General features: G+C 44.6%; 10 protein-coding genes and 1 other annotated feature (1 of these 11 running past the window's edge). All 10 genes read left to right on the plus strand.

Features of this window, described 5'->3' with window-relative positions; all coding sequences use genetic code 11:
* Nucleotides 1-237: a binding site (T-box leader), on the plus strand (it extends 22 nt beyond the left edge of the window).
* A gap of 151 nt (nt 238-388) precedes the next feature.
* Nucleotides 389-2,059 (plus strand): acetolactate synthase large subunit, encoded by a 1,671-nt coding sequence (ilvB, locus tag AC5W2J_RS09010; RefSeq protein ID WP_496059648.1) that lies wholly within the window; start codon nt 389-391, stop codon nt 2,057-2,059.
* On the plus strand, nt 2,056-2,577 hold the full coding sequence (ilvN, locus tag AC5W2J_RS09015; protein WP_120192553.1) for an acetolactate synthase small subunit: 522 nt from the start codon (nt 2,056-2,058) through the stop codon (nt 2,575-2,577). Before ilvB ends, ilvN begins: the two co-directional genes overlap by 4 nt.
* Before the next feature lie 34 nt (nt 2,578-2,611).
* Nucleotides 2,612-3,634: a ketol-acid reductoisomerase gene (ilvC, locus tag AC5W2J_RS09020; RefSeq protein ID WP_496059142.1), complete on the plus strand. Its 1,023-nt coding sequence runs from the start codon at nt 2,612-2,614 to the stop codon at nt 3,632-3,634.
* Nucleotides 3,621-5,168: a 2-isopropylmalate synthase gene (locus AC5W2J_RS09025; protein ID WP_496059143.1), complete on the plus strand. Its 1,548-nt coding sequence runs from the start codon at nt 3,621-3,623 to the stop codon at nt 5,166-5,168. Before ilvC ends, AC5W2J_RS09025 begins: the two co-directional genes overlap by 14 nt.
* Before the next feature lie 28 nt (nt 5,169-5,196).
* Nucleotides 5,197-6,279: a 3-isopropylmalate dehydrogenase gene (leuB, locus tag AC5W2J_RS09030; RefSeq protein WP_496059144.1), complete on the plus strand. Its 1,083-nt coding sequence runs from the start codon at nt 5,197-5,199 to the stop codon at nt 6,277-6,279.
* A 23-nt stretch (nt 6,280-6,302) separates the two neighbouring features.
* Nucleotides 6,303-7,718 (plus strand): 3-isopropylmalate dehydratase large subunit, encoded by a 1,416-nt coding sequence (gene leuC / locus AC5W2J_RS09035; RefSeq protein ID WP_496059145.1) that lies wholly within the window; start codon nt 6,303-6,305, stop codon nt 7,716-7,718.
* A gap of 16 nt (nt 7,719-7,734) precedes the next feature.
* Nucleotides 7,735-8,322, plus strand: a complete 588-nt coding sequence (gene leuD / locus AC5W2J_RS09040) for a 3-isopropylmalate dehydratase small subunit (protein ID WP_496059146.1) — start codon at nt 7,735-7,737, stop codon at nt 8,320-8,322.
* Between the two features lie 99 nt (nt 8,323-8,421).
* Nucleotides 8,422-9,444, plus strand: a complete 1,023-nt coding sequence (locus tag AC5W2J_RS09045; RefSeq protein WP_496059147.1) for a tetratricopeptide repeat protein — start codon at nt 8,422-8,424, stop codon at nt 9,442-9,444.
* A 107-nt stretch (nt 9,445-9,551) separates the two neighbouring features.
* Nucleotides 9,552-10,898, plus strand: a complete 1,347-nt coding sequence (gene tig, locus AC5W2J_RS09050) for a trigger factor (RefSeq protein ID WP_496059148.1) — start codon at nt 9,552-9,554, stop codon at nt 10,896-10,898.
* 258 nt (nt 10,899-11,156) lie between these two features.
* Nucleotides 11,157-12,428, plus strand: a complete 1,272-nt coding sequence (gene clpX / locus AC5W2J_RS09055; RefSeq protein ID WP_120192545.1) for an ATP-dependent protease ATP-binding subunit ClpX — start codon at nt 11,157-11,159, stop codon at nt 12,426-12,428.
* Nucleotides 12,429-12,676: the final 248 nt, after the last annotated feature.

Here is a 12,676-nt window from a genome sequence, read left to right on the forward strand (position 1 = left end):
CTAGTTGTCAGACCGACTTACTACAGAGAACCGTTGAACGCTGAGAAACGGTGTAACCGCTGATAATGAACTCCCCTTTGAGCGCCTGGATGAACGTTTATACTATTAATCCAGGCCGTGTGAAGCACACACTTCACATGTTATCAAATGAATGATCCGTAAGGATCATCGCTGAGGCGGTAAAGATTTACCGCAAAATAAGGGTGGTACCGTGAAAAGAATCTTTTCGCCCCTTTAGCCTATATAACTATAGGCTGATTGGAGTGGAGAGATTTTTTTGTGTATAAAAATACCGGGTGAGAAAGCGATAGGCTAATAAGGAGGGCTAGCAGTGAATACAAAAGTTAAAGAAGAAGACGGTCGTGAATTGAAAGTCGAGAATCAGCAGATGTCAGGGTCCAGCATGCTGATTCAAGCATTAGCAAGAGAAAAAGTAGATGTGATTTTCGGATATCCCGGCGGAGCTATTCTTCCGACGTACGACGAGATCTACCGGACGGGTATCAGACACATTCTTGCCAGACATGAGCAGGGGGCCATTCACGCTGCCGAAGGGTACGCAAGAGTGTCCGGAAAGCCCGGCGTATGCGTCGTTACTTCCGGACCGGGAGCAACAAACGTCATTACCGGTATTGCAGATGCCATGATTGATTCGCTTCCGCTTGTTGTTATTACAGGTCAGGTGGCAACATCGGTTATTGGTACCGATGCTTTTCAAGAGGCAGATATTATCGGAGTAACCATGCCGATTACGAAACACAATTTCCAGGTAAGAAATGTTGATGACCTTCCAAATATTATTAAAGAATCTTTTCACATTGCTACCTCCGGCCGCCCGGGTCCTGTACTAATCGATCTTCCAAAAGATGTTTCCATAGCGATTGGTGAGTTTAACTACGACGAACCGCTTGATCTTCCAGGCTATCAGCCGACAAGAATTCCAAACAGGCTGCAAATTCGGAAGTTAGCTGAAGCGGTAGCGCAGGCTAAAAAGCCGGTCATTTTGACAGGAGCTGGTATCCTTCATGCCGGCGGTTCGGAAGAAGTGCTTGAATTCGCAGAGAATCAGCAGATACCAGTAGCGAGTACGCTGCTTGGACTGGGAGCGTTCCCTGGCGATCATGAACAATTTCTCGGGATGGGCGGTATGCATGGCACGTACTCAGCCAATATGGCGCTTCATGAAGCTGACCTGTTAATCAACATTGGTGCCAGGTTCGACGACAGGCTTACCGGCAGGCTCGATGCCTTTGCCCCATACGCGACGATCGCTCACATTGATATCGATCCTGCTGAAATCGGAAAAAACGTGGAAACGCATATTCCTATTGTAGGAGATGCGAAAGAAGCGATGCGTATGCTTAATCAAGAAGCCAAGACCAACTGTGAATGCGGTGAGTGGAAAGAAACGATTAAAGAATGGAAAGCGGAATATCCGCTCTGGTACAAAGAAGACAATGAACTGTTAAAGCCGCAGCGGCTGATTGAAATGATTTATGAAGAAACGAATGGCGATGCCATTATTACAACAGACGTAGGACAGCACCAGATGTGGTCTGCACAGTTCTATAAATTCCCTAAGCCAAATCAGTGGGTCACTTCCGGAGGTCTCGGTACGATGGGATTTGGTTTCCCGGCAGCTATCGGAGCCCAGTTTGCGGAACCAGATAAAACGGTCGTTGCCGTAGTTGGGGATGCCGGTTTTCAAATGACCGCTCAGGAGCTTTCTATCCTGCAGGAATTAAATCTTCCTGTAAAGATTATCATTGTTAACAACGCGTCTCTTGGAATGGTGAGACAGTGGCAGCAGCTTTTCTACGAAGAGCGCTACTCCAACTCTCTTTTCCCTATTCAGCCGGATTTTGTCAAGCTAGCGGATGCCTACAATGTGAAGGGATGGAAAATTGAAGATCCCGCTGAAATGCAGGATATTTTAAAAGAAGCTATCGCCTACGACGGTCCGGTTCTGCTGGACTGCAGAGTCCATAAAGTAGAAAACGTGTATCCGATGATTGCTCCAGGAAAAGGCCACCACGAAATGGAGGGAATCAAGCCATGAGAAAAACAATCGTTGCTACCGTAAACAATACATCTGGAGTAATGAACCGAATTACGGGACTGTTTGCCCGGCGTAATTTCAACATTGAAAGTATTACTGTCGGAATGACAGAAAATCCAAGGGTATCCCGGATGACTTTTGTAATGAATGTGGACGATCAGCGGGGCCTCGACCAGGTTATTAAACAACTTAATAAGCAAGTCGATGTGCTGAAAGTAAGAGATCTTACCGATGAAGCGATTGTTGCCAGAGAGCTTGCCTTAATCAAGGTACTCTCTCCGCCGCAGCAGCGTGGAGAATTAACAGATCTTATTCAGCCGTTCCGCGCCTCGATTATTGATGTGAGCCGCGAAAGCATAACCATTCAGGTTACCGGCGATAACGACAAGGTAGAAGCACTAATTGATTTAGTGAAACCTTATGGAATTAAAGAATTAGCAAGAACCGGGATTACCGCCTTTAAGCGAGATACAAAAAAAGGCGTTATAGATAGTCCAAAGTATTCTGTTATCAACTAAAAAAATTGCAAACACTAAAGGAGAGAATGTAAAAATGGCTAAAGTATTTTATAACGGGGATGTAAATGAAGGGGTACTTCAGAATAAGACAGTAGCAGTAGTAGGTTATGGTTCACAAGGACATGCACACGCACAAAACCTTCGTGAGAGCGGTGTAGATGTCGTAATCGGCCTGCGCCAGGGAAAATCCTGGGATAAAGCGAAAGAAGACGGGTTTACTGTCCTTTCTGTAAAAGAAGCTTCCGAGAAAGCGGATGTTATCATGATCCTTCTTCCGGATGAATACCAGCCAACTATCTATAAAAATGAAATTGAACCACAGCTTAAAGAAGGCAAGGCGCTTGTATTCGCGCACGGTTTTAACATTCACTTTAACCAGATCGTTCCACCGTCAAACGTGGATGTGTTTATGGTAGCACCTAAAGGACCGGGCCACATTGTCCGCCGCACATACGAAGATGGAGCAGGCGTTCCTGCATTAATCGCTGTGTATCAGGATGCAACAGGATCTGCAAAAGATACAGCACTTGCTTATGCAAAACAGATCGGTTCTGCAAGAGCAGGCGTTTTGGAAACAACGTTCCAGGAAGAAACAGAAACAGATTTATTCGGTGAACAGGCTGTTCTTTGCGGAGGAACTTCTGCATTGGTAAAAGCTGGTTTTGAAACACTTGTTGAAGCTGGATACCAGCCTGAGGTAGCTTACTTCGAATGCCTGCATGAGCTGAAGCTTATCGTTGACTTAATGTATGAAGGCGGTTTGGCCGGAATGCGTTACTCTATCTCTGATACAGCCCAGTGGGGAGATTTTCAGGCAGGGCCTCGTATCGTAACAGAAGATACAAAGCAGGCTATGCGTGACGTTCTTACCGATATTCAAACAGGCCGTTTCGCTAAAGGATGGATCCTTGAAAATCAGGCAAACCGTCCAGAATTTAATGCTACAAACGATAGAGAAAACAACCATTTGATTGAAGAAGTCGGCAAGGAACTCCGCGGTATGATGCCGTTTGTGAACAAACAATCTAAAGGAGTGGTGGGCAGTGCGAAAAATTAACGTCTTTGACACGACGCTGCGAGATGGAGAACAATCGCCGGGCGTGAACTTGAATTTTGAAGAAAAAATGCAGATAGCCACCCAGCTCGAAAGACTTGGTGTGGATATTATGGAAGCCGGTTTTCCCGGCGCTTCCGAAGGCGACTTCAAATCGGTTCAAGCCATTGCTAATACGATTAAAAACAGTTCAGTAACCGGACTCTCCAGATCCATCAAAAAAGAAATTGATACGTCGTGGGAAGCGTTAAAAGGAGGAGCGGAGCCAAGAATTCATTTATTCTTGGCGACCTCGCCTATTCATATGGAGCATAAGCTCCGCATGAGCCCCCAGCAGGTAATAGACACTGCTGTAGATTCTGTTAAGTATGCAAAAGAACGATTTGCAAAAGTACAGTGGTCTGCAGAGGATGCCTGCCGCTCGGACATTCACTTTCTTGCAGAAATTATTGAACAGGTAATTGATGCTGGCGCAGAAGTAATTAACCTGCCGGATACGGTCGGCTATATTACGCCAAAAGAAATTCATGAAATGTTCAGCTATTTGAAAAAAACAGTGCCCAATATTGATAAAGCAAACCTTTCCGCCCATTGTCACGATGATCTTGGATTAGCTGTAGCTAACTCTCTTGCTGCCATTGAAGCCGGTGCAGACCAGGTGGAATGCACAATCAATGGTATCGGCGAGCGGGCCGGTAATGCTTCTTTAGAAGAAATTGCCGTGGCGCTGCGCATCCGCCAGGATTACTACAATGCAGAAACAGGATTGACGCTCAAAGAAATCAAGCGGACCAGTACGATTGTCAGCTCCTTAACCGGTATGGCAGTTCCAAACAACAAAGCAGTTGTAGGGGACAATGCCTTCGCCCACGAGGCGGGCATCCACCAGGACGGTGTCCTGAAGGAAAAAACAACGTATGAAATTATCACTCCTGAACTCGTTGGCGTCCATGCCAACCGGATGGTTCTGGGCAAACACTCAGGCCGCCATGCATTCAAAGAAAAAATCCGTGATCTTGGTTACAACACAAGTGAAGACGAGTTAAATAAAGTGTTTAAAGCATTCAAATCGTTAGCAGATAAGAAAAAAGAAATCACGGACGAAGATATTTTCGCCTTGATGACTGAAGAAAAAGCCGGCGAAGCAGTAAAGTATTATGAAGTCGAAACGCTTCAGGTGAACTATGGAACAAACAATATTCCAACGTCTACCGTCACAATGAAAATACCTGACGGCTCCATAGTGGAGGAAGCGGCTACCGGATCCGGAAGCGTCGAAGCGCTGTACAATACGCTTGAGCGTGTTATTGGCAAGAAGATTGATCTTAAAGACTACCGGATCCAGTCTATCACCGGAGGCAGGGACGCGTTGGCAGAGGTGTTTGTCCGTGTCGAATTTGATGGGGAAGAAACGACTGGAAGAGGTACAGCCAACGACGTTCTTGAAGCTTCTGCAAAAGCTTATATTAATGCAGTGAATAGAATTATGAATCGTTCAAGCCGGGATAAAACGAAAATGGAAACCATCCACGTTTAACGGCTGTCACTAAGGAGAGAGCCTGTTTATGAAAAGAAATATTACCGTACTCCCCGGCGACGGCATCGGCATGGAAGTCGTGCAGTCGGCTGTGGAAGTGCTTGAAACGATCGGAACGATGTATGATCATGATTTCGCCTTTTCCTATGCTGATATTGGAGGAAGCGCTGTTGATAAGCACAGCGATCCGCTGCCTGCTTCCACTATTGAATCCTGCAAAGCAGGAGACGCGGTTCTTCTTGGAGCAGTAGGAGGACCAAAGTGGGATCATTTAAGCGGGGATATGCGTCCGGAAAAAGGCCTTCTCCGCATCCGTAAAGAGCTTGACCTGTTTGCGAATCTGCGGCCGGTTACCGGATTTGACAGCCTTTCAGATTCCTCCACCCTTCGTAAAGAAGTGATTACCGGAATAGATTTAATGATCGTACGCGAGCTTACAGGCGGTCTGTACTTTGGAGAACCGCGGGAACGCCGTGAAGAAAATGGGGAAACCATAGCGGTGGATTCGTTAATTTACAGCCGTTCGGAGATAGAAAGAATAATCCGCAAAGGATTTGAGCTTGCTCAGGTCCGAAGCAGGAAATTAACTTCTGTTGATAAAGCGAATGTACTGGAAACAAGCAGACTCTGGAGAGAAATTGCAGAGGAAATCAGTGCAGACTATCCCGATGTTACGCTTGAGCATATGCTCGTGGATAACGCCGCGATGCAGCTGATCAGAGATCCACAGTATTTTGATGTGATTGTTACGGAAAATCTGTTTGGAGATATATTAAGCGATGAAGCTTCTATGCTTACGGGTTCTCTTGGAATGCTTCCTTCTGCCAGCCTGAGTGCAGAAGGACCGGGATTGTATGAGCCTGTTCACGGCTCTGCACCGGATATTGCAGGCCAGGGCAAAGCTAATCCGCTGGCGGCAATTTCGTCTGCTTCCATGATGCTTAAATATGCATTTGGAATGATAGATGAAGCCCAGGCAGTTGATAAAGCGATAGATCATGTACTCAATCAAGGCTTTCGTACTGGTGATATTGCCAGAGAAGGCGAAGTGGTAACTACGACTTCGGAAATGACGCAGAAAGTTATTGAAGCGCTGCGTTCTAAATTATAAAAAGATAGAGAGGGTGTAGTTCGATGCAGCCAAAAACGATAATAGAGAAAATTTGGGATAAGCACGCAGTGATGTCCGAAAAAGGTAAACCGAACCTTATGTTTATTGACTTGCACATGGTTCATGAAGTAACGTCACCCCAGGCTTTTGAAGGACTTCGTTTAGCTGGTCGAAAAGTACGCCGTCCTGATCTGACATTTGCTACAATGGATCATAATGTACCGACCCAGAATCGAATGTCCATTACAGATTCAATTGCTAAAAAGCAGATTGAAACACTGGCCAATAACTGCGAAGAGTTCGGTATTGATATTGCTGACCTAAACAGCCCGAACAACGGAATTGTTCATATCATCGGACCGCAGATGGGATTGACTCAGCCTGGGAAAACGATTGTATGCGGAGACAGCCATACCTCCACCCACGGAGCATTCGGTGCCCTTGCATTTGGAATTGGCACGAGCGAAGTTGAGCACGTGCTTGCCACCCAGACCATTTGGCAGTCCAAGCCAAAGACGATGGAAGTACGCGTGAACGGTCGATTAAACCCCGGCGCGACGGCAAAAGATATTATTTTAAGTATCATTGCAAAGCACGGAGTGGATTTTGGCACCGGACATGTTCTGGAATTTACCGGCGAAGCGATTCGCGGGTTAACGATGGAAGAGCGCATGACTATCTGCAATATGTCGATTGAAGCTGGTGCAAAAGCAGGCTTAATTAGTCCGGACCAGGTAACCATTGATTATTTAAAAGGCCGTGAAAAAGTGCCGTCCGGAGAGGCTTTTGAAAGGCTTGCCGAGGAATGGAGAGAAACTGCTTCCGACGAAGGGGCTGTGTATGATGCCACCGTGGAAATGAACAGTGAAGAAATTGAACCTATGGTGACATGGGGCACAAACCCTTCACAAGGTATTGGTATTCACAAGCAGATTCCAGATCCTGCCAAAGCCGAATCCGATCATGACCGCAGAGCCATTCAGCAGTCGCTTGATTATATGGATTTGAAGCCCGGTATGAAAATGACTGAAGTAGAAATACAGCACGTCTTTATTGGTTCCTGTACCAATGCAAGAATCAGCGATTTAAGAGCTGCTGCGAAAGTGGCGGAAGGCAGAAAAGTAGCGGACGGAGTCCGTGCTCTTGTTGTTCCCGGTTCTCAGGCTGTGAAGAAGCAGGCGGAATCAGAAGGATTGGATAAAGCATTCCTGGATGCCGGATTTGAATGGAGAGAGTCAGGATGCAGCATGTGTTTGAGCATGAATCCAGATTTTGTGCCGGAAGGAGAACGCTGTGCTTCCACGTCCAACCGTAACTTTGAAGGACGTCAGGGGAAAGGTGCCAGAACGCATCTGGTCAGCCCGGCGATGGCAGCCGCGGCAGCGGTAGCCGGCAGGTTCGTGGATATCCGTGACTTAAAAAAACCATCACTTCAATAAAGGAGGGAAAATAAAAATGGAACCAATTATTGTGCATGAGGGTAATACAGCTGTTCTGCCGCGTGTAAACGTCGATACAGACCAGATTATTCCAAAACAGTTTCTAAAAAGAGTAGAACGCACGGGATTTGGGCAGTTTTTGTTTTTTGACTGGCGGTTTTTATCCGATGGAACGCCGGATCCCTCTTTTGAATTGAATAAGCCCGAAGCAAAAGAAGCAAGTGTTCTGCTGGCAGACCACAACTTTGGCTGCGGTTCTTCAAGAGAACATGCACCTTGGGCTCTGCAGGATTATGGCTTTCGTGTTATTATTGCACCGAGCTTTGCAGATATTTTCTACAATAACTGTTTCAAAAATGGAATACTAACGATCAGGCTTCCTGAGAAACAGGTTTACGAACTAATGGAAAATGGGAAAGATGAATATTATAAACTCAAAGTAGATCTTGAGCATCAAACGATTCAAGACAGCAAAGGTTTTGAAGCTGGTTTTGAAATAGATCCATACTGGAAGGAAATGCTTCTTAAAGGCTGGGACGAAATCAGCCTGACACTTCAGTATGCAGATCAAATTGATGCTTATGAAAAACGAAGAGGGGTATAAGCGGCGGCCTACAAGGCCGTCTTCCTTTTTGTGTGTTGACTGCAGGGTGTTATGATTTTCAGGTAGTGACCGATAGAAGAGAGAAGGGAGGGGAAATGAGTGGATTTATCCAAAAAAAAAGGAAATATCGTTCCGTTCCCGGGGACTGTAGATAAATTAATTACAAACGGACTGTACGCATTGAAACAAACTGACAAGTCAAAAGCAGAGTCATTTTTTCAGGAAGCGTTAATGCACGAACCTGAGCATGAAGAAGCCGCCTACGGACTGCTGCTTGCGTATGCCGAAACCAATCAGTTGACAAAAGCCCGGCTGCTCGCTGAAGAAATGATGAAAAAAGACAGTGGAGATTATTATGAAATTCTTCAGGTGTATGTTTCTGTTCTGGCACAGCTGGAGCAGTACGAAGAAGTGATCAGAACGTTGGAAGCAGTCATGACTGAAGAAAATATTCCGCCGAAATTAAGAAAAGAACTTGAATACCTGCTGACTGTTTCCAAAAATATGCAGAGGACTATTATTGAAACAGAAGAAGAGAGCCGCCTTCCCATTACATACGAAGCTGATGAGCCGGACTGGGTGCCATTGCTTAGAAGTGGATCTCCTGAAGAAAAAATGGCTGTCCTCCAGGAATTAAAACAGCATCGTTCGCTGAAGTCTCTTCCGTACATACAGACTCTGTTGACGAGCGAGCACACTTCCCCTCTTTTAAAGAGTTTTCTTGTACTGCTTTTGAAAGATTGGGAAGTGGAGAGAACCATTGCGGTAAATAAATTAAAGCGGCAGGGGGAATTTTCTCCGGAAACACTGCCGGATATTAATAACAGCACTTCTTATTTAGAGGCTGCAGCCGCCCTGGAGCAGGTTATCGGAGATAAAGATCCAACGCTGATGCAGCATATTATCCATCTGCTTCAGCAGATGCTGCTGTATTACTATCCCTTTCCTCCATCCGTGCAGATTCCGGCTCTTTCTGCTATGCTTCACTATGAGGCAGCCGTGCAGTCCGGGTATGATATGCAAGTGGAAGCTATCTGCCAAAGCTACGATGTCAGCGTCCATGATTTCCAGGCCGTGCATCGGGATTACGAAAGAATTCAAAAGCAGTTAACGACGATATAAGAGCCTTAAAGGCGGAATTGGCTTTTATGATTGAAATGACTAAGTGATATGTTATAATATAGTGGTTGTCAAAAACGGATATATAAGAATGTTGGAGGGACAAATAAATGAGTGTCAATTGGGAAAAATTAGAAGGAAATCAAGGAGTACTAACAATCGATGTAGCGTCGGATAAATTTGACGAAGCATTGGATCAGGCTTTTACAAAAGTAAGAAAACAGGTGAACGTTCCTGGCTTTAGAAAAGGGAAAATTCCCCGCAAAATATTTGAACAGCGTTTCGGCGTTGAATCGTTATACCAGGATGCATTGGATATCGTTCTACCTGATGCCTATGCTTCTGCAGTAGACGAAGCAGGCATTGAGCCAGTCGACAGACCGGAAATTGATGTAGACCAGGTAGAGCAGGGCAAAGATGTTATTTTCAAAGCTACTGTTACCGTGAAGCCGGAAGTAAAGCTTGGCACATACAAAGGACTTGAAGTTGAAAAGTTTGATGTAGACGTTACAGAAGAAGAAGTACAGGCTGAACTTGATCAGCTTCGTGAAAAGCAGGCAGATCTTGCTGTAGTTGAAAACGGAGAAGTACAGGAAGGCGATACAGCTATCCTTGATTTCGAAGGATTTGTAGATGGAGAGCCATTTGAAGGCGGCCAGGCAGAAAATCATTCGCTTGAAATTGGTTCCGGCCAGTTTATTCCTGGATTTGAAGAGCAGTTAATCGGATTGAAGTCAGGTACAGAGCAGGATGTGGAAGTTACATTCCCTGAAGAGTACCACGCAGAAGACCTTGCTGGAAAAAAAGCAGTCTTTAAAGTGAAGCTTCACGACATTAAGCGTAAAGAGCTTCCTGAACTTGACGATGACTTTGCTAAAGATCTGGAAGAGCACGAAGCAGAAACAATAGATGAACTAAAAAGCAGCGTAAAGCATAAGCTTGAGCATGATAAAGCGCACTCAAAAGAGCATCATGATAGAGATACAGTAGTAGAGCTTGCTGCTGAGAACGCCTCTATTGATATCCCAGAAGCAATGGTTGGTACAGAAGCAGACCGTATGCTTCAGGAATTCAGTCAGCGCCTTCAATCTCAGGGTATGTCCATGGACATGTACTACCAGGTAACAGGATCTGATGAAGAAGGTATGAAAGAACAGTTTAAAGAAGAAGCTGAAAAGCGTGTGAAAATGAACCTTACGCTTGAAGCGGTAGCCGATGAAGAGAAGCTCGAAGCATCTGAGGAAGATGTAGAAGCAGAACTTGATAAGATGGCTGAAATGTACAAGCGTTCTAAAGATGAAATTAGAAATCTTCTTGCCATGCAGGGCGGAGACGACGCTATTAAAGGTGATCTTCGTATTCAAAAGGCAATTGACTTCCTCGTTGAACACAGTGTAGCTGTGGAAAAACAGGAAGAAGAAGCGCCTAAAGCTGAAGAAGCAGAAGAGAAAGAATAATAAAGAAATGCTGTCCTGTAAGTATCGATTACTTTCAGGGCAGTTTTCTACATAAGTCCTAAAAAAGAGATACACATAGAAAAACGTATTGTTTTATATTCATGCTCATTTTATGATACAATGCAGTCCATGAGATAAATTCATAAATTAGCCATAAATCAAAGATAAATGGCAGCTGACAGATAAGCTGCTCTCTTTTATGACTAACATATAGTAAGTATAATAATGAGCTTTAAAAACATGTAAGGGGTGAACGAATTGTTTAAATTCAATGAAGAAAAAGGCCAGCTTAAATGCTCCTTTTGCGGAAAAACACAGGACCAGGTCAGAAAGCTTGTAGCAGGCCCTGGGGTTTATATATGCGATGAGTGCATTGAACTTTGTACGGAAATTGTAGAAGAAGAACTAGGTACGGATGAGGAAGTGGAGTTTGAAGAAATTCCTAAGCCTTCTGAAATAAATGAAATTCTGGATGATTATGTTATTGGACAGGAACGAGCCAAACGTTCGCTCTCTGTAGCTGTATACAATCATTACAAACGGGTGAACTCTGTTAAGAAAACCGACGATGTAGAGCTTGCGAAAAGTAACATCTGCCTAATCGGTCCTACAGGAAGCGGTAAAACCCTTCTTGCGCAGACGCTTGCCAGAGTATTGAATGTTCCATTTGCAATTGCAGATGCGACTTCGCTGACAGAAGCCGGTTATGTAGGGGAAGATGTGGAAAACATTCTTCTTAAATTAATCCAGGCAGCAGATTATGATGTAGAAAAAGCCGAAAAAGGTATTATTTACATCGATGAAATCGATAAAGTAGCCAGAAAATCTGAAAATCCATCTATTACAAGAGACGTTTCAGGTGAAGGGGTGCAGCAGGCTCTTCTAAAGATTTTGGAAGGCACTACAGCAAGTGTACCTCCACAGGGCGGACGCAAGCATCCGCACCAGGAATTTATCCAGATCGATACAAGCAACGTATTGTTTATCTGTGGTGGTGCTTTTGACGGTATCGACCAGATCGTTAAACAGCGTTTAGGTAAAAAAGTAATCGGCTTTGGTTCTGATTCAGAGAAAGAAGAGCTTGCAAAAGAAGAGTATATGAGCAGAATTCTTCCGGAAGATTTGTTAAGATACGGTCTTATTCCGGAATTCATTGGACGTCTTCCGGTTATTTCCAGCCTTTCTACATTGGATGAGCAGGCGCTGATTGAAATTTTGACACAGCCTAAGAATGCGCTTGTGAAACAATTCCAGAAGCTTCTTGAACTTGACGATGTAGAACTTGAATTTACCGATGACGCTCTTCGGGAAATTTCGATTAAAGCAATCGAAAGAAAAACCGGAGCCCGCGGACTTCGTTCTATTATAGAAGGTATTATGCTGGACGTTATGTATGATCTTCCTTCTAAAGAAGAAGTGGTCAAGTGTGAAATTACAGCTGAATGTGTAACGGGTGATGCTACGCCGATCTTAAAAACAAAAGACGGCGAAATAGTTCCCCTCAAAGGTGAACCAAAAGAAAGCGCGTAATACTACAAATGAAAGGTAAACCGCTTTGGGTTTTAGTGAATCCCAAAGCGGTTTTTCCTATATAAAGCCAAATTCTATAAATGAAAGCATTCTTCCTCGTAGCACTATGTACATTAGACAACAATGCAGGAGTGGGATAAAATATAAGTAGTGTGCATATACTGCAGCAGGATCTGTATCCCGCTGTTTCATTACATAGAATGACAGGCATATATAGAGATCGAGACCGGAGGTGCTGACAGTTGACA

The organism is Sinobaca sp. SA16-1 (assembly GCF_059510515.1).